Annotated in this window: 17 protein-coding genes; all 17 read left to right on the top strand. The window is 60.1% G+C overall.

The genetic code is table 11. The annotated features are described in order from the left end of the window. Nucleotides 1–335 precede the first annotated feature (335 nt). The 17 genes from GCU42_RS15045 (at nucleotide 336) to GCU42_RS08115 (ending at nucleotide 22279) form a co-directional block, all read left to right on the top strand. On the top strand, nucleotides 336–473 hold the full coding sequence (locus GCU42_RS15045; RefSeq protein ID WP_162789177.1) for a hypothetical protein: 138 nt from the start codon (nucleotides 336–338) through the stop codon (nucleotides 471–473). Then, nucleotides 470–2683, top strand: a complete 2214-nt coding sequence (locus GCU42_RS08040) for a hypothetical protein (protein WP_114227031.1) — start codon at nucleotides 470–472, stop codon at nucleotides 2681–2683. The genes GCU42_RS15045 and GCU42_RS08040 overlap by 4 nt, the downstream gene beginning before the upstream one ends. After that, the gene (locus GCU42_RS08045) at nucleotides 2683–5271 is read left to right on the top strand and encodes a hypothetical protein (RefSeq protein WP_114227032.1); all 2589 of its coding nucleotides are present in this window, start codon (nucleotides 2683–2685) and stop codon (nucleotides 5269–5271) included. Before GCU42_RS08040 ends, GCU42_RS08045 begins: the two co-directional genes overlap by 1 nt. A gap of 2 nt (nucleotides 5272–5273) precedes the next feature. Then, nucleotides 5274–5681: a hypothetical protein gene (locus tag GCU42_RS08050; protein WP_114227033.1), complete on the top strand. Its 408-nt coding sequence runs from the start codon at nucleotides 5274–5276 to the stop codon at nucleotides 5679–5681. Continuing rightward, complete coding sequence (locus GCU42_RS08055; protein ID WP_152569512.1) at nucleotides 5678–7252, top strand: hypothetical protein; 1575 nt, start codon at nucleotides 5678–5680, stop codon at nucleotides 7250–7252. The genes GCU42_RS08050 and GCU42_RS08055 overlap by 4 nt, the downstream gene beginning before the upstream one ends. A 27-nt stretch (nucleotides 7253–7279) precedes the next feature. Continuing rightward, entirely contained in the window at nucleotides 7280–9232 is a 1953-nt protein-coding gene (locus GCU42_RS08060; protein WP_114227035.1) for a portal protein, read from the top strand. Nucleotides 9233–9388: 156 nt separating this feature from the next. Continuing rightward, nucleotides 9389–10249: a hypothetical protein gene (locus tag GCU42_RS08065; protein ID WP_152569513.1), complete on the top strand. Its 861-nt coding sequence runs from the start codon at nucleotides 9389–9391 to the stop codon at nucleotides 10247–10249. A 10-nt stretch (nucleotides 10250–10259) separates the two neighbouring features. Further along, nucleotides 10260–11420, top strand: a complete 1161-nt coding sequence (locus GCU42_RS08070; RefSeq protein ID WP_152569514.1) for a phage capsid family protein — start codon at nucleotides 10260–10262, stop codon at nucleotides 11418–11420. 69 nt (nucleotides 11421–11489) lie between these two features. After that, a complete protein-coding gene (locus tag GCU42_RS08075; protein ID WP_114227038.1) occupies nucleotides 11490–12122 on the top strand; it encodes a hypothetical protein in 633 nt (210 codons plus the stop codon). A 1-nt stretch (nucleotide 12123) separates the two neighbouring features. After that, nucleotides 12124–13470, top strand: coding sequence for a hypothetical protein (locus GCU42_RS08080; RefSeq protein WP_114227039.1), 1347 nt, complete (start codon nucleotides 12124–12126; stop codon nucleotides 13468–13470). Continuing rightward, a complete protein-coding gene (locus GCU42_RS08085) occupies nucleotides 13470–15107 on the top strand; it encodes a hypothetical protein (protein WP_114227040.1) in 1638 nt (545 codons plus the stop codon). Before GCU42_RS08080 ends, GCU42_RS08085 begins: the two co-directional genes overlap by 1 nt. Next, nucleotides 15107–15640 carry a DUF4376 domain-containing protein gene (locus GCU42_RS08090; protein WP_114227041.1) on the top strand — a complete coding sequence of 178 codons (534 nt, stop codon included), beginning with the start codon at nucleotides 15107–15109 and terminating at the stop codon, nucleotides 15638–15640. Before GCU42_RS08085 ends, GCU42_RS08090 begins: the two co-directional genes overlap by 1 nt. After that, nucleotides 15637–16149 (top strand): hypothetical protein, encoded by a 513-nt coding sequence (locus GCU42_RS08095; RefSeq protein ID WP_152569515.1) that lies wholly within the window; start codon nucleotides 15637–15639, stop codon nucleotides 16147–16149. Before GCU42_RS08090 ends, GCU42_RS08095 begins: the two co-directional genes overlap by 4 nt. Beyond that, on the top strand, nucleotides 16137–16571 hold the full coding sequence (locus tag GCU42_RS08100; protein WP_114227042.1) for a hypothetical protein: 435 nt from the start codon (nucleotides 16137–16139) through the stop codon (nucleotides 16569–16571). The genes GCU42_RS08095 and GCU42_RS08100 overlap by 13 nt, the downstream gene beginning before the upstream one ends. Further along, nucleotides 16568–17476, top strand: a complete 909-nt coding sequence (locus GCU42_RS08105) for a hypothetical protein (protein ID WP_114227043.1) — start codon at nucleotides 16568–16570, stop codon at nucleotides 17474–17476. The genes GCU42_RS08100 and GCU42_RS08105 overlap by 4 nt, the downstream gene beginning before the upstream one ends. A gap of 8 nt (nucleotides 17477–17484) precedes the next feature. Beyond that, a complete protein-coding gene (locus GCU42_RS08110; RefSeq protein WP_152569516.1) occupies nucleotides 17485–18462 on the top strand; it encodes a hypothetical protein in 978 nt (325 codons plus the stop codon). 7 nt (nucleotides 18463–18469) lie between these two features. After that, nucleotides 18470–22279, top strand: a complete 3810-nt coding sequence (locus GCU42_RS08115; protein ID WP_114227045.1) for a D-Ala-D-Ala carboxypeptidase family metallohydrolase — start codon at nucleotides 18470–18472, stop codon at nucleotides 22277–22279. Nucleotides 22280–22299: the final 20 nt, after the last annotated feature.

Raw genomic sequence — 22299 nt, forward strand, 5'->3', positions numbered from 1 at the left:
CTTACTCAGACGAACAACTTCTCGCAATATAGCGAACAATAAACATCAGTATAACAAAGCTCAACCTAGTCAATATCTAAGACTTCATCTTGCTCTTCCAAGGAACAACATCGATCTTAAGTGCAGCGCGCTCCCATTCCGTCACGGCACTTGCCTCACCGCCTAGCACGCGGTCGAGATGGTAGAGGATTTGGTCACGCTCTGACTGGCGAAGCGCGCGGTAACGCTCGGGCTCCACCCCAATGCGGACGATTGAGGGTCCGGTCGCTCTTACTCGGCTCATTCGGCCCTCCATGGTCGCTCGCGATAAATATGGTGTGTCTAGAACTCGCGCCATGAAGTCGGTTCCGCGCAAGCGGTGGACCGGCACCTACTCCTCCGTGTTGCCCGACAGCGTGGTCTTCCTCGCCGACAGCGACGGCAAAACTATTTTCACTGACGATAACGGCGTGCCGTTCACGGTGTCGCGTTGATCCCGTTCAATTCGCGCCCTCTCTCGCAGGTAACGGGAAGTGACAAGGGTCTCGCTGGTCTCCTGACCTACGGCGAGGCTCTCGGCCTGTTCGCGCCTATCGGCACCGCCACGGCCAACCTCGTTCACCAGAGCGACCTCACCGCCGCCGTCAACTCGATCAACACCGCGCTCGCCAACAAGGCGACGCTCAACCACTCGCATCTGATTTCGGATGTCACCGGCCTGCAATCGGCACTCGATGGGAAGGCGGCGCTAAGCCACACTCACGCCATTAGCTCCGTCACGGGGCTCCAGACGGCCCTAGACGCCAAGCAGTCGCTTAGCCTGTTGCTGACCAGCATCGCTGCGCTTTCGCTTCCCGGCAACGGCGGCAAGGTGTTGGCGGTCAAGCAGGACGGCACCGGCTTTGAGCTTGTTTCGGCCACCACAAGTCCTGCCACCACTACGCTATCAGCGCTCACCTTGGCGGCGACTAGCGCCACCGCTGGCGCGCTCTATTCGACAACCATCTCGGGCAAGACATCTGGCTCGACGATTACCGCCACCGCGAGCGACGGCACCACCCTAACTGTCAGTGGAACGACGCTCAGCGGAACCTTCGCCAGCGCGGGCACGAAAACGGTCACGCTTACTGAAACGCTGGCCGGTGCAACCAACACTCCGCTGGCGACCAACATCAGCGTTACGGTCGCCGTCGCTGCGGTGACGCTCGCCACCCTTAGCTTGTCCCCCACCAGCGTTGCGATGGGAGCGACCTACAGCGCAACCATCTCGGGCAAGACTGCCGGTTCGACAGTCACCGCAACTTCAAGCGACGGCACCACGCTGACCGTCTCCGGCACGACCGTCACTGGTAAGTTCAACTCCTCGGGTTCGCCCACGGTAACGCTTACCGAAACACTCGCTGGCGCGACCAACACACCCAAGGCCACGACGATCTCGGTTGCCGTCACGTCGGGCAACACGCCCACGCTCACCGTGGATAACACTTACTACGCGCCCGATATGTCGTTTGACAGCGTAGCGACTTATCCGCCCGAACCGGTCTTTCTTGTTCCGGCGACGGCAACCGTTGGCGACAGTCTTCGGCTCGAAGCTTCAACCGTCATCGACTTCTCGACGACGCTGTTCTCGCAGGCCGTCGTTCTCAGCAATCCCACAGCGACCGGCAACAACTGGGTTTTCCCCGGCCTTGGCACGCGCGTCAGCCCGAACGAAACCTTCTTCCGCGCGCGCTTGGAAAATGCCGCCGCGACCAAGGCTTCGCCGTGGACGACGATCATCAAGCATGGCGACATTACCGCGCCGACGATCACTAGTGCCTCGACCGCTTCGTTCCCCGAGAACAGCCCGGTCGCCTTCACCCTTACGGCAAGCGAGCCGGTCACTTGGGCGCTCGACACCACCTATGGCGATGCCACGCTGGTTGAACTTTACAACGGCAACATCATCCGCCTCGCTGGTAACGCGCTGCCCGATTACGAAGGGCCGCATAAGAGCTACACGTTTAAGGTCACTGCGACCGATACAGGCGGCAATGTTTCAACGCCTCAGATTGTCACGATCAACATTACTGACGTTTACGAGGTTCAGCCGCAGAAGCTGAACACGAACGACAAGAAGAGCACCGTTTTCGTCAGCACAGACGGGCTCACGATGCACGGTTCAGGATCGAACGGCACCTATCAGGGCGTGCGTTCTCTCAACCAAGTTCTACCCAGCACCGACGTGTATTTCGAGGTCAAGGTTACCGGCCTTGCCGCCGACAATCACTGCGACTCGCTGCTCGGTTTGGCGACCGCAGCCTACGGCATCAACTCCACGAATATTCCGTCACCCGGTTCGGCTTCCGGTAACGATCCGACTGGCGTCACTGCCTCGTTCTCCCAATACGGCAACTACGGGTTTCAGGGTGGCTACAATTACCCAACGCCGGGGTTGGGCTTCTCCGAACTTGTGCTCAACGATGTCGTCATGGTGCGCGTCCGTCGCCCTTCGAGCGGCAACGCGACGATGTGGATCGGTGTCAACGGCACGTGGCGCGGCGGCACCGATTTCACGAACCTTTCGACCGGCTTGACCATGCAGGGCGGCACCATGGCCGAATGCTTCGTGCACGTCGGCACCCGCAACGAAAACCAACTCACAGTCAACTTCGGGGCGACGGCGTTCGCCTACACTCAACCCAGCGGCACGGTGACCATGTAATGCATAACCTCGACGGATCGCCGTGCGGCGGATTCAAAATCAACACTATGCCGTTGGGCGCTGGTGGCTTCGTCACCAGTTGGGACCAAGCCCAAGACGGCAGCTATGCCGTGCACGGCACCGATGTCGCGATGTGCTACATTCGCGAACTCAGTCCGCTTGCCTCGCAGTGGCGTCTTCTCATCACGCCGACGAGTATGCCGAGCGGCTACGTCACGCCCAACAACAACAGCATGGGCGACAGCGGTTGCGCAGCTTTGCGCATCTCTCGCAGCAACCCCAACCGCATCTTTTTGTCGTGGCAGAGCTACAGCTTTATCAGCGACGATAAGGGCGTCACTTTCCGCGTCTGCACCTCGCTCGGCCAGAAGTATGGCTACGGCAACACGGGCGCGCAGCGTCGCTTTGCGAGCTTCGCCAGCGACATTCATCCGACCAATCCGGACATCATCGTTTACGGCACCTATCGCGGACCAAGCGGCTCGACCGAAGACACGACCAAGGAAGGCGTTTTCTACACTCAAAATGGTGGCACGAGTTGGAGCCGTGTAAGCGGTCTTCCGCGCGCCATTATGATGGACAACAACGGTGCGCCCGGTCGCTACCTCGTCCGATTCGACCACACCACCCCGACGAATGTTTACATTCACGTGCCGGGTTCGGGTCTGTATCGCAGCACCACTGGCATCACCGGCTCGTTCAGCCTGATTGCTTCGACGCCGCTCAAGACAAGCTGCATCCGTATCAACAACGGCGACGTGTGGCTGACCTCGTTCCGCGACAATGGTGGACCGCCGACTAATGACCTGTTCAAGGTTGCGTCGGGCACGACCACAGTGACGAGCTATGCATGCGGCATTAGCGGCATCGACCAGTTCGACATCGATCCCAACAACTCGAACCTCATCATTGGCGGGAACGAGAACGGCGGCATGTGCATCAGCCGTGACGGCGCTGCGACTTGGACCAACGTTAGCTCTACGCGCGGTGACGGTGAGATCGCTTGGATTTCGAACACCGACAAGGGTCGCTACTTCGCGAATATCAAATTCGACCGGACAATCGCCAACAAGATTTGGTGCACCGATGGCGTCGGCGTTTCGAACACCACCACTCCGACCGTGGGCGGGAGCATCCTTTGGCACGACCAGTCGCAAGGTAACGAAGAGCTAATCGTTACCCGCATCAACACGTTCGCGACGATTTCTGCACCGTTCGTCAACTGCTGGGATAAGCCGATTTGGAAGCTCAAGAACCTCGACAAATGGACGAACAACTTCACCTATCCCACTGTTGGCGGAGCGCCGCGCGATGTCGGCACGGTGACCATCGGCTACGGCGTCGATCAGGCCATTGATGACGCGAACTATCTCGTCGGGCTGGTCGGTCAGGGTGCGACCATCAACGGCTACAGCACGGACGCGGGCGAGACCTTCACACAGTTCGATAGCACGAAGTTCCCGGCTGCGGTGCTGGCCGAACAGTCGAATGGCGGTCGCCCCGGTGGCTGTGTCGCGGTCTCAAACAAGACCAACATCATCATCACGCCCGCCAACAACGGCACCGCCTATTACACCAAGGACGGCGCTGCGACGTGGAACACCGTCAAGCTCGACGGTGTGAATGCAGTCAGTGGTTGGAACAACGCTTATTACACGCCGCGCTTCAATGTGACGGCTGACAAGCAGCGCCCCGGCGTTTTCGCCTGCTACTATACCGTTCAGCCGCCGACCGTAGCGACGGTTGCTGCAACCGCCAACTTGGCGCTGTCGGGCGGCACCGCGTTCCCAGTCGTTGACGGCTATCAGACGCAGCTTGGCGACCTCGTGGTTCTGCGCCTTCAGACCAGCACTGCGCAAAACGGTGTCTATGTAGTGGGCGGCACCTCGACCGCATGGACGCTTACGCGGCACCCCGAATACGACACTTACATCAAGCTCCAGAACAACGGCACGCAGCTTGGTGGCGCGGGTGCGACTATCCAGTGGGGCGGGTTCCAGTTCACCGCACCGAACGGCGGAACGCTCGGCACGAGCGCGATCACCGTCACTCGCCAGACACCCGTCTATCGCTACGGTGGCATGTGGGTGACCACCGATGGTGGCGACACTTGGACGCGCACTATTTCCGGCTTGATCGACACGCTAGGGACTGCTGACAATCGGCAGTTTTGGGCTGGTCAGCTTGAGTATGTTCCCGGTTTCAGTGGTGAACTGCTTTACTGCGGTCACTCTGACCAAGGTCCGGACTCATTGGTCTGGATCAAGAATGACGGCGCGACGCGACAGGACATGCGCAGCACCGTCCGCGATGTGTCGAGCTTCGGTTTCGGTGCACCGTTCCCCGGCCAGACCCGACCTAGCGTCTTGTTCGCGGGTAAGGTCAACGGCGTGGCAGGCACCTACTTCAGCTACGATTGGTTCGCGACTGATCCCATCCTTGTCGAGCGCTATGTCCAGAACTCGGTGAACGGCATCGGCTCGACCGCCATGTCTAAGCACAAGTTCGGCATCGGTCTTGCGGCGAGCGGCGGCGCGCCCGGTTCGGTCTATCGCTGGGGAGTTCAGGGTCGGGGTAAGGCCGCATAAATATGGCCATGGATTCCAGCAACGTCACGCCCATCAAGCGGCAGGGAAACGCGACCAGTTTCAAGCCCGGTCAGAGCGGCAATCCCCACGGCGTCACGGGCGTCGAGCGCGATCTCAAGATGCTTCAGTCGCACCTTGGCGAACTGTTCGATGCCAAGATGGCAAAGAACATTCCGCCTGCGCTTCGGCTACACAATCGCTTGCTCAAGAACACCAAGGAGATGACCGTCAAGGAAATGCTCCAGTTGCTCGAACTGACCTACAAGTATGGGTTGGGCACGGCGCGGCAGATGGAAGCGCGTCGTTCGACCGACACCCTCGAATACAACACTCGCAACATCGACCCGGCGAAGAAGGCGGCGATGATTGCGATCCTTCAAGAGACTGAAGAAGACGCAAACAACGAGTGAGCCCGAGCGACTTTCTAGCGCTCGAACGCAAGGCACTTGAGCGCAGCTTCAAGCTGTTCGTCCGCGACGCATGGGAACATGTGGCGGGCGACCCTTACATCCACGGCTGGCATGTCGATGTCATCTGCGACCACCTTCAAGCTTTGAGTGAAGACCGCATTGAGAAGCTGTTAGTCAACATGCCTCCGGGTTTCGCGAAGTCCACAATCCTAAGTGTGCTTTGGCCTGCTTGGGTTTGGACATGGCAACCGACCCATCGCTTTCTGAGTGCGTCATACTCAATGGATTTGTCGCAGACGCATAGCCGTCAGATGCGCGAACTGGTGAAGTCTGACTGGTATCAGGCTCGCTGGCCGATCCAGCTAAAGGCCGACCAGAACGAGAAGACTAACTTCGAAAACTCGTCGGGCGGCTATCGCAAGATTCGCGCCATGACGAGCCTGACCGGTGCGCGTGGTGACACGGTCATCATCGACGACCCTCATTCGTTCGACGCCAGTTGGAGCGATGTCGAACGCTCTGCAACCGTGCAGACCTTCAAGGCATCACTGCCGTCACGCTTCCATGACCGCCGCAAGCCACGCACGGCTGTCGTTATGCAGCGCTTCCACGAGGAAGATGTCTCCGGCTACATTCTGAGCCACGAGAACAAGCTCGGTTACACTCACCTTTGCATGCCGCACGAGTATGAACTCGGCGAACCGCACGAGCCGACTGCGCTTGGTTGGGTCGATCCGCGCACCAAGGATGGCGAGCTACTCTTCCCCGAGTTTATGAACGCCGAGCGGGTCGCGGGCGAAAAGGAGCAGCTTGGTCCGGTGGACTGGGCGGGCCAGCACCAGCAGCGTCCGACACCCCGCGAGCAAGGTGTCATTGATACGACGCTCTTTAAGCGCTTCAAACTCTACAAGAAAGTCGGCAACAAGTCGGTCGAAGGTTGGCCCAAGGGCTGCAACTTTTACATGACCAGTGACCACGCGACCGGAACCAAGGACGGCGACTTCAACGTCTTCCGTATGTGGGGTTATTGCGCCGACCGCAACCTGTGGCTCGTCGATAGCTTCCGCGAAAACTGCGACATGTTCGAAGCCGTTGGGGCGAAGACCACGAAGGGCAAGACCACGGTGTCGCCGGTTGGTGCAATGGCGATGATCCAGAAGTGGAAGCCCATCGCGTTCTTCCCCGAGGACGATAACAACTGGAAGACGGTCCGAGGCTTCTTCGAAAACGCCATGCGTGAGACCGGGCTCTTTGTGCCCACTCATCCCATCACCCCGCACGGTAATAACAAGATCGCGAAGGCACAGAGCTACATCAACCTTGCGCATCAGGCTCGCATCTATCTGCCCGAGGGAGCCGTTGGTGACCGTGCGCTTGATGAGTATCGAGTGTTCCCTAATGGTCGCCACGATGACCAAGTCGATGCCGACTCCATGATTGGTCGCGTCATCAATAAGTTGTTCCCCGGATCAGTCCCCGACGATGAGGAAGAGTTCGACTGGGAGTCGGTCGGCTACGGTGAAGCCAAGCGCGGCGAGAAGCACGCATCAGAAACCTTCTTCATCATCTGATCTGAGCGCAATCTCTCTAAATACTGCGTGATTAATCAACCTCAAAATGACGCCGAAGTCGGCGAACTCGAAATCGTTGTAGATGAGCCCGAGCCCCCGATTAGCGAAGTCGAAGCTCGCCACTATTACACCACCGCCGAATCCGGAACTTCGAAGTTCAACATCGAGCGCCGCATTGAGGCTGGCTACTTTTTCAACGAGCAGATTCCTGCCGCCGTTGAGAAGATTTGGCGCGAGCGCAATCAGCCAATCATCTACACCAACAAGATCGATTGCGCCATCAATGGCGTGCTCGGCGTTTATGACGCTGCACAGTCAGACCCGAAGTGCGAAGCGCGCGACCCCAGTCAGCAAGATTCCGCCGACATCGCCACCAAGGTGCTGCGCTACCTGAACGACCGCGCCGATACGCGCAGCGTCAAGATGAAGCTCTCGAAGGATTACTTCATCTACGGTTCGTGCGCGATCATTGTGGGCGAAGGTGCCTACACTGGCACCGACCGCATTGCCGTTCGCCACGTCCCGTGGAGTGACTTCTTCTACGACCCGACGAGCAAGGAACAGGATTACTCCGACGCGTCCTTCATGGGCATTTCAATGATGCTCCATCGCGGTGAAGCCAAGCGCCTCTACCCCGAGAAGGCCGAGATGTTTGACGGTTGCTTTGCCACCCTTCCCGGCTGGATGGACGAGGCAAATCAGCAGCTTTGGTTGGACAAGAAAGACCAGAAAGTTCGCATCGTCGAACTCTATTTCAAGCACACCGATGGTCAGTGGCATAAGGTCACCTACTGCGCTGGTGGCTTCATCGACTTCGGCATTTCGCCGTTTATGGATGATGACGGCAATCGCATCTGCCCGATCCTCGCCGCATCGTTCGAAATCAATCCCGACACGCGCGAGCGGTTCGGCCCCATCATGGCGCTTCGACCGCTACAGGATGAATACAATGCTCGCCGTGGCGTGCTTCTGAATGAAGCGCAGAACCACCGCATTCGCATCACCGAACAGGGATTGAACGCCAAGGACAAAAAGACCGCGCAGGCCGAGGCGAAGAAGGCCGATGGTGTGCTCCCGTGGGGAACCGACATGGTCTCGGTGCCCGACATCGCCGCTGGTCAGGCGCAGCTTCTAGCCAAGACGGAAGCCGACTTCGACCGCCGCACCCCAAGCTCAACCGTGCTAAGCGCAATGCGTGGACAGGATAGCGGACGCGCTCGCCAGATTCTCCAGAACGCCGGTTTGACCGAATGGTCGCGCGCGTTCCTTCACCTTGAGAAGCTCGAAGAGCGAATGAACCGTCATCTCTGGTTCGGTGCCAAGCAGTTTATGACGACCAAGCAGTGGATTCGCACGACGGGCGAAGCTCGCGCTGCGGACTATCTCGAAATCAACGTGCCGGTGGGCGTCAACATGGTGCCCCAGACAGACGCGCAAGGCGCTCCAGTCATGGACCCCACCACTGGCGCTCCTGCCATGAAGGCAGTGCCTGTCCTTGAGAAGGCGCTGGCCACCATGGACGTAGACATCATCCTTGATAGCGTCCCCGACACGGTCAGCTTGCAGCAGGAAGCTAACGAGCAAATCCTCAAATACGCCGAGGGCATGCAGCTTTCGATTACCGATCCGCAGTTCCGTCTCGTGATGGAGTTGTTCCTCACGGTGGATAGGACGCGCCAGCTTGAGCGCTACGACGCGGGCATGGCTCGCATGCAGGAACAGGCTGCGCCGATGCAGCAAATGCAGCAGCAGATGCAGCAGATGCAGCAGCAGCTTGAGCATCTTCGCGTGCAGGCCGAGGCGCAGAAGGATTTGGCCCACGCCAACAAGCTGAATGCGGAAGCCGATTACACCAAGGTCGAAACTGCCTTGGTCATGTCAGCGCCGCAGCACCCGATGATGCATCAGCAGAGTGCACCGGAACTGCGACCGCCGCATCCAATGATGCCACAACCCGGCGCATCTGGCTTTCCAAACTAAATAGTTCCGAGCGGATTGATCGTCCGCTCGCGTGCCGCCGACGCAAACGGGCGTTCCGGTCCTCATTGAACCGCAAGCAATGAGAATGAGCCGCCGTCATTTCAAAGTCGGGCGTGACGTAAGAGGGCAACGATATGGCCTTCGAAGAAAGGTTGAATGGACGATAAGTTCTTGGATTACCTGCTCGGCAGCAATGACGAGCCCAACGCTGAAGCGACTGAAGAAGTAACCGCCGAAACTCCTGCCACGGAAGTGGTCGAAGCACCGGTAGAAACTACTGAGGAAGCACCGACTGAGACGGTAGCTGAACCTACTGAAACGGTCGCAGAGACTACCGCTGAACCCGCACCCACGCCGCCTCCGGCTAACTGGGTTCCGAAGCCAGCGTTGCATGCAGCAAGGCAGAAGGCACAAGCCGAAGCCGAGCGCGCAGCCAAGTTGGAAGAGCGCATTCGTGAACTCGAAGAAGCGCAGAAATCCCAGACTGTCGAACCGAACCTTTTCGAGAATCCAGACGAGTTCAAGCAGCATCTCATTGATGAAGCGAAGCGTGAAGCTGAGCAGCGTTTCAATGAACTGCGTGAACAGGAACAAGCGGAACGAACCCGCGCAGAGTTAGCAAATCTGACCGCCAACTTGCAGTCAGTGATGCCGAACTACCCGCAGGAAGTCGTCAACGAATGCATGGATTACGCGGCCTCTCTCGGTGACGAGAACTGGGCGCGCCAAATGCTCGCCGCCACCGATCCCATCGCTGCGATTCGAGAAGAAAAAAACCGTCACGCTCAAGAAGCTGCTGAATGGGAAGAATACCGGCGCGATCCCGCCGCATTCAAAGCCCGCTTGGCTGCCGAACAGAGCACCGCAGTGTCCGCGTCTGTGACCGCCACTGCAAACCAACCGCATGTCGCGGCGACGGCAACTCGCAGTTTGGCTGGTGCAAGTGGAGCAGTCGCTCCGTCCACAAATGTCCTGACGAAAGAGGAGCTTTACGAGCGCATGCTTAAGAATAAGTGAGACGTCTTAAGTGGCTAACTCTACCCTATCGCTGACCCAGCAGAAGCAAGTCTGGGAAGCAAACTTTACTACCGATTATTACCGCCAGTCTGGCTTCCTCAAGTTCATGGGCGACGGCAATGACGCGCTTATCCGCGTCAACAAGAAACTCTCGAAGGAGAAGGGTGCGCTAATCCATCTGCCGATGGTTCCCAAGCTCACCGGTGCGGGCATCAACGGCTCGACCATCCTTCGTGGTAACGAGGAAAAGCAGCGCAACTGGTCATTCGCTATCCGCACCGCCTACGCCGGTAACTCGGTCGCAGTGCATGAAGCCGATGCCTATCAGAGCGAGATTCAGCTTCTCGACGCTGGTCGCCCCGGCCTCAAGGATTGGTCGGCTCGCCGTGAGCGCAACATGTTCACCGACGCCCTCCAGTCGGTCATCATCCGTGGCTCCTATTCGGACGCCGCTGGTAACGACCAGACTGTTGAAGACACCACTGTGCTTTATGGCTCGGCCACTGAAGCTCAGAAGGACTTGCACCTCGACAACAACGCCGACCGCACTGTCTTCGCCGACACCGCCAACAGCAAGTCGCGTGCCTTGGCCACCACGGCTCCGGCTGGTGGTGCAACCAACGACATGTCGGCCACGCTCCTGACCATCACCGCTGCTGACAAGCTCTCCGTCGCCATCCTTGGCGTTGCGAAGCGTAAGGCTCAGATGACTGAGGCAAGCGTCAACAAGCCGTCGATCATGCCGCTCTCGACTTCGGCTGAAGATTTCCAAGAAAACTATGTTCTGTTCTGCGATCTTCCCGGCTTCCGTGACCTTCAGGCTGACCTCAAGCAGGCCAACCTTGACGGTCGCCCGCGTGATCCGTCGAAGAATCCTTTCTTCACTGATGGGTGCCTTTTCGTAAACGGAATCACGGTCGTGCCGATTCCCACCTTGGGCAATCTGGGTGGCGTTGGTGCGTCGGGCACCGTAGTCGGCAACGCATTCCTGTGCGGCGCTTCGGCGCTTGGTAAGGCCGTCAGCATGCTGCCGGAAGCTCGCACCGACACCTACTCCTACGGGCAGGTGAACGGCGTTGCTATCGTCATGGTCGATGCTGCCGCTAAGCTGGCTTACAACGGCGCTGCGGCGGGCGTTGTGGGCATCTACCACGCTTCGCTGGCCGACTAAGTTCGGCTCGCACAAAGCGAGAGATGAGGGGCGGTATCCGAGAGGATGCCGCCCTTTCTCGTTAAATAGATGATGAGTTCAACTTGTCAGCAAATCGCCATTCTCGCCCTTGAAAAGATTGGCGTGCTGGGCGCGGGAGCCACTCCCGAAACCGTCGATACCGACCGCGCACTCGGCTCCCTCCGCTCTTACTACCAACGGCTCATCAACGGTGGCGCGTTCGGTCGCTGTGACGATGTCATTCCCAACTCCTCGCCCTACTATGCTGGCGAGTTCGAACGCGTCGTCCACGACGGCACTGTAACCGTCATTCTGCCTCAGACCTTGCCCTATGTCGGAGCGGATGAAAGCTACGGTGAAGTTTGCTTCGATGTCGATTTTGGCCGTGCGCGTCCGCCCGTCGATCTATGCCTCTTCTCGGAAGTCAGCACGGCAGTAAGCGGCGGTTATGTCCGCGATTACATTTGGGATGGCCGCGTTCGTAAGTGGTGCGAAATCAACGGGCTCCAGCTTACTGATTATGCGCCACTGTCTGCACGCGACGAAGACGGACTAGCCTGCGCAATCGCGATCCGGCTTGCCGCAACTTACGGTCAGCAGCCGACGCCAGAAACCACGCAGTCTGCGATGCGCTTCGAAGAGGCGCTGGTGTTCCAGTGGTCGGAAAACGCCGAGTTCGTCGAGCGCGGGAGCTTCTGGTAAGATGGTCGCCATCCCGCTCGGGGTTGGCAGCTTCTCGCGCGACCAGTCTTTCCAGCCCGAAGTCACCCTTAAGAACATGGTCGTCGAGCGCGATGTAAGCGGCGCGGCGGAAGACTCCACTGCGCGCATTCAGCGCCCCGGCCTTCGTCTCTATCAGACCATTGCGAGCGGCACCGCTGTGCGCGGTCTCAGCTACACATCCGGTCTATTGTTCAACAAGCCGGTCGCGGTGGTTGCGGACAAAATCTACAGTTTCGACCAGTCGGGCGTGACGCTAATCGCTTCGCTCGCCAATGACGGCAAGCAGGTTCAGTTTGCCGCCACCAACTTCTGCATCGCGACGTTGAGCGCCGGTAACCTCTATCTCTTCAACGGCGTTTGGACGCCGGTTTCGATTCCCGAGAGCCGCGTTCCGGTCGGTATTGCGAGCCTCAATAGCTACCTCATCATCGCGTGCTCCGATGGCACTTGGTATTGGATCGAACCCGGCGACGACACCATTGACCCGCTTCACTTCGCGACCGCCGAGTCCATGCCCGATGGTTTGATTGGCGTGCGCACCATGCGCAGCGAAGTCTATTTCTTCGGAGCCAACTCAATGGAAGTTTGGCAACCGACCTTCGACCCCGACATCATCCTCGTGCGTGCCACCGGGCGCGAGTGGGATCGTGGCGCAATGGCGGCAGAGACGCTGTTGCCGCTAGACAACTCGATGTTCGTGGTCGGCGACGATGGCATTGTCTATCGCGTTGCTGGCGATCCGGAACGAGTCTCTAACTCCGGCATCGAAGAGCGCATCCGCAAGCGGACCGGCCCCCTCACCGCGTTCAGCTACACCTTCGATGGCCATGCCATTTACGCACTCAACATCCCCGGCGTTGGCACCTTCTGCCTCGACACACTAACGGCGGAGTGGGCCGAGTATTCCACCACGGGCATCGGCTGGCGTCCGCAAGTTTCGTGCACCTACGGAACCAATGTGCTTTGCGGTGACAGCACGAGCGGCAAAGTCTTTGTCCTCGACCCGGCGCTCAACACCGACGACGGCATCATCTTCGAGCGCTCTGTCAGCGGCGCGGTCGCCTTCCACCATGGTCGCCAGCGCAACGACAACGTGTCCGTCCATGTCGGCAGCAATCAGCCGATTAGCATTCGCATGCGCTTCCGCGACGGTCTCCGTGCGTGGTCCGCCTATCGCACCAAGGTGAGCAGCGCCCTCACCGATATCGTCGATTTCTGGCGACTGGGTGCGGCCAAGGCTCCGGTGCGCGTGGTCGAGTTCTCGTGCGTGGTCGATGCGCCGCTACGCATCTCGGGAGCATGGGCGAATGAGGCGCGTCCGAACTGATGCCTTCGTTTCGCCTGCCCCGACTGGGCACCAATCCAATCACGCAGAACAACGGCAAGCCGCAATCCAACTTTCAAAGCTGGATCAACTCGGCGTTCGCTCAAATCGAAAAGGGCTACACCGACCTCGGCACGCAGCTTGGCTTGATTCAGGCCGCGCAGACGACGGCTACGACGGCACGTGCCGAAGCGGCAGTCGCGGCCACAACTGCAACTTGGTCTGGCGTGACTGGCACGGGCCGACCGGCAGACAACGCCGATGTCACTGCATTCAATACCGCAGTCGGTGACGGCAACCGTGTGCGGTTCTCGCTCGCCGAAAATGGCACGAGCGGTTACGGCATTCTCTACAATCCGAACGCAATCTCGGTAACGCTTAGCGCGCTCACCACTAGCGGCGTGCGCCTCATTCAAGGCGTCGGCGTCTTCGGCGCGGCGACCCAAGTGTTCAGCGTCGGCACCGACTACATGAACCCCGGCGCGCGCATTCCTGTGCGCCCCGGTGAGCGCATCTTCGCCGGTCTCAAGACTCAAGTCGATGTCGTCGGCGCGACCGGCACTTGGAACTATAACCTGAGCTACTTGGACGCATCGGGTGCGCCGCTTTCGAGCGTCACCATTGGAAGCGGCACCACCGACAATGTGCTGACCCGCATCGGCGTTTTTACCACCGTTCCCGCGAACGCCTACTCGGCTTGGTTCGAAGCCTATCTCTACAACACCGGCACTGCTGGCGCGGGTTCGATTGGTATCATCGAGCCAATGCTTTGCTCTGCCGGTTCGGCGCAGACCGCGTTCCCGAACTTTAGCCCCGGCCCCGGCAACGAGTTTGCCGCCGACGTCACTTCGGCCATCACTGGTGCGGGGGCAATCTCGATTGGTTTCGAAAGCAACGGCACCACGGCGCAGGCCGGTCAGCTTCCCAAGGACACGCAATACCGTCTGATTAAGAGCGGCGTTGATGTCACCGAACAGGCGACGTGGGCGGTGTCCACCTCGACTGGTGGCGTTACCGCGACCGTTGGCAATACCACCGGCACGCGCGGTCTGGTGACGGTGAGCGCCATGACGACGGTAACCGGAGCGCTTCGCGTTACAGCGACCCTTGGCGTCGCGCGCCCTTACGACGTCACTGTCTCGAAGACGATTGCAGCGGCACCGCCTACGGCACCGACCGGTGCGACCGGTGGCACCAACAACACCGACACTTCGCTCACCACCGTCAACGCGACGGTCTCGACATCGCCCAATCTCATTTCAGACGAACTAACCGTTACGCTTGGTTCGAGCGTAACTCAGGCGCGCGTTTCGGTGGCGTTCGATCACACCCTCACTGGTGTGACGGGTGGGGCAACGCAGACGCTTAGCGCCAAGGCGCAGTGGTGGAACGGCTCGGCATGGGCGGACGTGAACGCCTATGTTGCCAGTAACCCGGCGTTCCTTCGCTACAACGAAGGCACGGTCACCGAGCCCTCGTGGATTAATGACCCCGGCAATGTCTCGTTCGATACCGTGCAGACCGGATTGACGGCGGGCTCGACGCAGAAGTTCCGGGTGGTCTGCTACATCTCGGCGGGTCGAACCACATCGGTCGCCAATCTCTACGGCTCCGTCACCGTAAAGGGAGACGGCAGCTAATGAGGGTCTTTGAAGTCACCGCGCCCGTCACGAAAAAGGACGGCTCAACCGTTGTCGAAACGCAGTTCGTCTATGCGGAAGAAGCGCCGTGCGAAGGCGCGCAGGAACGCACCCGCATGCCTGTCCCGGATGAAGTCTGGAACGGCACCGATTGGGAAGTCCCGCTAGCCACGCTTAAAGAGCGCGCCATTGACCGCGTCGCAGCGCTCAAGTTCGAGCATGAAAACGGTGGCATGGTCACCCCGTGGGGCACCGCGCAATCCGACCTCGACAGCCGTGGCAAGATCACCGGCATCGTAACTGGAGCGATGGCGGCGCAGGCGTTGGGTCAGCCGTTCAGCGTTAACTTCACCATGGCCGACAACAGCGTTGTGCCGCTCGATGCCACGCAGGCGATGCAGTTCGGCCTTACCGTAATGGCCGGTGTGAGCAGCGTCCACGACACGGCGACCGCGCTCAAGAACGCCATTGATGCGGCCACCACCGCCGAGGAACTGGCGGCTATCGACATCGAAGGCGGTTGGTCCGCTTGATCGTCGCCACCGACGCCCGCGTGGCGAACAACCTAGCCAATCACTCCACTATCTTCGCGCTTTCAGTTCCTGCGGGGTTCGAGGCGACACTCGATTACTCCGCCTGTTTCGATCCCGAATACGCCGACCGCTTTCGCTTCTTCCACGATGAAGCAGAAACGATTGGCATCTTTCTGGAGAAGACAGCGACGATGGATGACGGGGGAGTTTGGGAGTTTCACGTTGGCGCATTGCCGCAAACTCGCGGTCTCGAAGCGCTACGGTTTGCCACCGCCGTTCTGCATGAAATGTTCTTTAATCAAGGTGCGGCTGCGGTTTGGGCAGAGCCCGCAATCACTAACATTCGGGCGCGATATTTCGCCCGCAAAGTAGGTGGAATCAGCCAAGGTCGAGCCTTCAGTCCCCTGTTGGGAGAAGTAGAGCTATTCCTGACCAGACGAAGCGAGTGGAGGGGCTTTCGCGATAAATATCAAACAATGAACAATCAGGTGACATCATGCCCCAGATAGCAATCGGCGCAGCCGTTGCAGGACTTGGGTCCATCGCTGGTGCGGCGATCTCAAGCCATGCCACCACGAAGGCAGCGAATACCGCCGCTGCCGCACAGCAGCAGGCGACCGACAGTCAGCTTCAGATCGCGAACCAAGAGCAGCAGCTTTGGAAGGACAACCACGCCGAAGCAGTGAAGAATCTTACGCCGTGGATGGATAGTGGCACAGTTGCTCAGCAGCGCGTCATGGACTTGCTCGGCCTGCAATCTCCGACCTCGTTGAAGACTGCTTCAATGAACGCCATGCAGCCCGCCGCAACGCCGACCGCAACCACGCCGACCGGCGCGACCGCAACCACGGGAGCCGGTGCCGGTGTAAATCCCGATACTATCGGCATGCTCCGTCGCATGGGCCTTAATGTCGGGGGTCAGCTAGTATGATCCCGGCTTACGGCAGCGCACGCTACCTTAGCGAACCCGGCATCAGTGCGTTCGACAACCCGGACGCGAGTTACAACGCGCCGAAGGTTAGCTCTTACGCCACGCCGGTCCAGACGGCTCAGCCTGTCTCGGCCCTTCAGGCTCTTACTTCGACCCTGTCACAGCCGGTGCAGACGGTGGCCCCTGCCCCGACTGCGCCCAACGGCAGCGTCGATTGGGCAGCTTATGTGCGCGGCAACCCCGACGCTTACGCCAACTGGATGGCTATCCAGAACACTTCGAGCGGCATGCCCTTCCACGGCGATATCGTCCAGTTTGGCCAGTATCACTACGCGCAGGATGGCTCGCGCCGCGACCTCTCGCCCTTCACGATTGGCGGGACTGCTCCGGCCACCACCGCAACGCCGACGACTTCGACCACCACGCCGGATGTCACCGTGCCCACCGCCAATGGCATCAGCGACGGCGCGAGCCGCATGAACACCACGCCGTCGATGACGGACATCATCCGTTCGACTCCGGGTTACGAGTTTCAATATAAAGAGGGCCTCAGGGGCATTAACGAAAACGCCTACATGCGCGGTCTCGGCAATAGTGGCGCGACTGCGAAGGCGCTCGACAACTACGCGCGCAACATGGCCGACAGCTATTACCAGACCTACCTTGGAAACGTCACTGGCGTGGCCGAGCAAGGTCGCGGTGCAGCTTCGGCAATCGCTGGCGACGCGAACACCATGGGCGCTGGCGTCACAGGCGCAATGAACAATGCCGCTACGGCTTATCAGAACCAAGCCAACGCCGCAGCCAACAACGCCTACACTCGTGCCAACGCGACCAACTCAATGGTGCAATCGATCTCGAATACGATGGGTAATATCGGCGGCTCGATCATCGGTCGCTACTAAAGGAGAGTATGTCAGACTTCCCCACTGTCTCACAGAATGTGCAGCTTAACACCGACGCCCCGGCGCAGTCGGCGAACGCCTTTTTCCAGTCGTTCAATCAGCAGTTCAAGCAGGCTCGCACCGCCAAGCTGGTGCAGGCCGCGCAGACTGGCGACCACAACGCGTGGAAGGAACTCTACTCAATCAATCCCGAACTCGCGATGCAGATGCACAAGGACCAGAAAGCCGAAGATGAGGAGCACGCGGCGGGCGCTTACCTAGTCGCCTCGAATGGCAACGATCCGGCTGTGAAGGCAGCGATTGCGGCGGGTGCCAACCCCAAGGACATCGCCCTTCTACAGACGCGCAACACGCGCATCACCACTGGTGACGTGAAGAACCTCCAGAGCCTCAACAACTATGCCATGCAGAAGCTCGGCTCGGTTCGAGATCAGGCAGGCTACGACGCAGTGCGGGCCGATGTCCGCAATGAGTATTCGCGCCTTGGATATCCGGTCGATTGGATGGACGACTTGCCCACCACCTACTCGCCCGAGGTTGTGGCGCAGCTTCAACAGCGCGGCATGTCGGCCAATCAGCAGTATCAGGGTCACATCAACCAGCAGCGCGTCGATGAAACTGGCCGTCACAATGTCGTGACGGAAGGTCAGGGACAGCAGCGCGTTGATGAGACCGGTCGCCACAATCAGGTCACCGAGGGTCAGGGTCAGCAGCGCGTTGGCATTGCGCAGCAGAACGCCGACACTTCCGCTGGTCGAGCCGACGAAAGTGTTCGTCACAATCAGGCCACCGAGGGCAACACCGTTCGCGGTCAGGACATTCAGGCCGCGACCACGCGTGGCAGCGCCAGCTATCAGGGCAAGGGTCACCACCATGGTGGTGCCGCGCCCGCCGCTGGTGGTTCAATCCCCGAGGGAACGGTCGCCCGCAATAAGCAGAACGGGAAGATGTATGTTCGTCGGGGCGGCCAGTGGGTTCCGCAATAAGTAAGTCATGGACTTTAGCGACGACGACTTCGAGATCGTATCATCCCCGCAGGCCGAGCCTGCTTCGAAACCAGAACCGGCTCCCAAGTTAGACGATTCTGACTTTGAGATTGTCAGCACGCCGACAACTCACAGCACCCCCGCGCCGGAGCCGCAGCAAAGCCACCCCGATATCGACCCTATCAAGACGGTTCAGGATTGGGGCGTGCACATTGCCAGTGGCGTTCGCGAAGTTGGCTACAATGCCGCCATTGGTGGCAAGCCGCACAGCAAGCACCTGACTGGCGATGCGATGGACCTCACGCCGGGGAACTCCGGCCTAAGCTGGGGCGACCTTCACCGCCGCGCTTCGCAGATTGCTGCGCAGTGGCCGGGTGGTCGCGCCATCTTCGAGGGCGACCATGTCCACCTTCAGCTTCCCGGTTGGGGCGGCGCTCCCATCGCCACCGGCAGCAATGCCGAGCATGACCTTGAGATTGTCAGCCATCCCGACACCAGCGCTCCGGACAACTCGACACCGGCTCCGCCGCCGACGCCCAAGGCCGCAGCCAACGAGCAGATCGACCATCCCACCACGGTGCCGATTGAGTTCAGCGCGCCCGAGCAGAAAGTCATTGCCCCCACGGGCAGCACCAAGGTTCAAGAGATCGACCACGGCGCGGAAGCGCTCATCAATGGGATGCTGCACGCTGGCGTCCCGTTCGACCAAGCCCAAGCGCAGTTCAACGCCCGCTATCCCACCTATGGCGGGCTACAGGGCGGGCCGAAGATTTGGGATGCCAACCTTCGCTGGGTGAAGACGCACCCGAACGAGAACCGCGCCTATGTGGGCAAGCAGGTTCAGCTTGGTGATGGCGAGCAGGAGTCGAACAACTTCTCTCAGTCAGGAACCGGTGCCCTTATTGGTAACTGGGCCAATGCGGCAACCGCTGGTGCCCCAGTCTTCCTTACAGGCAATGAAGGCAATGCTTGGGAACAGCAGGCATTCGACGCTCACCCGGTCGCGTCATGGACCGGTGCAATCGGTGGCGGCATCGCTGGTGCAATCGCTGGTGGTGCGGCTGCAAAGGCTGCGCTCCCCGCACTCAATCCCGCTACCGTTCAAGGCGCGGTCGATGTCTCTATGTCGTCGCTCTACGGAGCCAGCGAAGCCGGTGAAGGTCACCGCCTCGAAGGTGCCGCAGCCGGTGCCGCGCTTGGTGTCGCGGGTGAAGCCGTTGGCCGTGGCGTCATTGCGCCCGCCATTCGAACAGTGCGCGAAGGTGCCGACTTTGGTGGCCTTGGTGGTCGAGCCTACGCCGACGATGTCGCGCACGCCGCAACCGGCGCAGAAGTCGCGCCCGCCGCAGTCGATGCTGCCCCCATCGAAAGCAATGTGCGTCGAGCAATGGCGGATGAGAGCCCCAAGGACGAACTCATTCAGGACATGACGCCAACCCCAGCGGGCGCGGCTGGCCCGACCAAGGAAGTGCCGCTCTTGGGGACGAGCTTCTCGCGCGACGCCGGGGAGACCGCCGCCAAGGCCGAAGCCGCCAACCCGGCTGACTTCGTTCCGAACGGCTCCGCTGCCGCCAAGGACAAGATTGCCAACATCAATCTCGACCACATCGAATCCGTCGATGATATCACGCATGCGCTGAAGAAGGCCGAAGATACCTTCGGCTTCGACGGTGCGCGCCGTGGCGTCATCTCGCACGAAGAAACGCAGGCGCTGGCCGAAGACCTTGGCATGACCGCCGACGATCTTCTCAACCGTCGCGAAGGTCAGGCACTCAACGCCGAGCAAGCCTATGCTGCACGCAACATTTTGGCCAAGTCGGCGGAGGAGCTCCAGCTTCTGGCCCGTGTGGCGAAGGACAACGGCGGAGCCGAAGACCTTGCCGCATTCCAGCGCGCACTTATTCGCCATGCCGCGATTCAAGAGCAGGTCACCGGAGCGACCGCCGAGGCTGGCCGCGCTCTGAGTGCCTTCCGTATCTCTGCCAATAGCGGTTCGGTGCGCGAGGAAGTGTTGCGCGCCGCTGTTGCGGGCAAGGAAACCGACCTCAAAAAGATCGCTCAAGACCTACTCGACCGGGCGGATAATCCCGGCGACTTCAACCGCGCGGCGGCTGAGGCATGGAAGCCGACCCGCCTCGATAAGGCAGTCGAACTCTACTACGCGGGCATGCTGTCTGGTCCCCAGACCCACATGGCGAACATTGTCGGCAACACCATCACGGCTCTGACCGCGCCCATCGAGCACGGCATCGCTGCTGGTATCGGTGCCGTTCGCGGCGGCGTGAACAAAGTCCTTGGCCGCAGCACCGACAGGGTTCTTTTCAGCGAAGTCGGTGCCCGCGCATTCGGCCTACTCCAAGGCGCAAAGGACGGCGCGGAAGCCGTGTCCCGCTATCTCCGCACTGGCGAACGCCTAGACGAGTTCTCCAAGATCGAAGCCGCGCGCCACCAAGCCATTTCGGGCACGAAGGGAAAGATCGTCCGCGCCCCGCTGGCCGCGCTCGAAGTCGAAGACGAGTTCTTCAAGAGCATGGCTCGCCGCATGGAGATGAATGCGCAGGCCGTGCGCATTGCGCGCGGCGAAGGTCTGCGCGGAGCCGCCGCCAAGACGCGCATCGCCGAACTCATCGCCAACCCCACTCAGAAGATGCTTGCTCAGGCCGGTGACTATGGCCGTTACCTCACCTTCCAGCGCCAGCTTACGGGCAAGCTCGGGACGAACTTGCAGCGCTTGGTGAACGAGAGCCCCGCCCTCAAGCTGTTCCTGCCCTTCATCCGCACTCCGGCGAACATCTTCAAATACTCGGTCGAACACTCGCCGCTCGCCGTCACCATGCCGAGCGTGTGGAAGGAGCTTGCCGCTGGCGGAGCCCGCCGCGACGTGGCGGTCGCTAAGGTGATGTTCGGCACCGGCCTTGCCATGGCCGCTTACAAGGGCGTCGAAGATGGATTCATTACCGGCAATGGCCCCGCCGATCCGCAGCAGAAATCGTTGCTCGTCGCCGAAGGCTGGCAACCCTACTCGCTCAAGGTCGGGGACAGATACTACAGTTACCAGCGCCTTGACCCGTTCGCGTCCATTCTCGGCGTAGCTGCCGACCTTGCGGACAAGCAGTCGGGAATGACCGAGGCGCAGCGCGACAAGACCACGGCGCTACTCATCGGCGGCATGGTCTCGAACCTTGAGAACAAGTCGTTCCTCACCGGCATCAGCGATGTCTTCTCGGCAGTCGATGCTGCCGGTAGTGGCAATCCTCAACAGGCCGTGCGCATCATTCAGCAGCGCATTGCTGGCGTGGCCGTGCCCGCCATTGTGTCGCAGACCGCCAATGTCCTCGACCCCGTGCAGCGCACCACCAGCGAAGACAGTTTCGCGGAAGGGCAACTCGACGCCATCAAGAACCGCATCCCCGGCTTGAGCAAGGACCAGAACCCCACGCGCGACGTCATGGGCGACCCGCGCGTCACCAAGGAAACGCTAGGGCCGGATATCGCCAGCCCGATCCGGACCAGCAACGCGACCATCGACCCCGATGTTGAAGCGATCCGCGATAGCGGTGCGGGCATCGGTCGCCTTCAGCGTCGCGGCACCTTTGGGGGTGAGAAGCGCAAGCTCAACGACAAGGAATGGGACAGCTATCAGGCGCTCGCTGGCAAGCTCACTCGACAATACATCGAGGAAGAGACCAGCGCCGCCGATTGGAAGGACCAGTCCGCCGAGGACCGGCGCACCGCCATCAAGAGCGCCATCAAGGACGCGCGCTCGGAAGCTCGAACCCAATTGTTCGGCGAGGGCGACGACGGCGGGAACGAGTAAGCCGCACCCTAAATACTAGT

It is taken from the genome of Sphingomonas ginsengisoli An et al. 2013 (assembly GCF_009363895.1).
GTDB classification, from domain to species: domain Bacteria; phylum Pseudomonadota; class Alphaproteobacteria; order Sphingomonadales; family Sphingomonadaceae; genus Sphingomicrobium; species Sphingomicrobium ginsengisoli.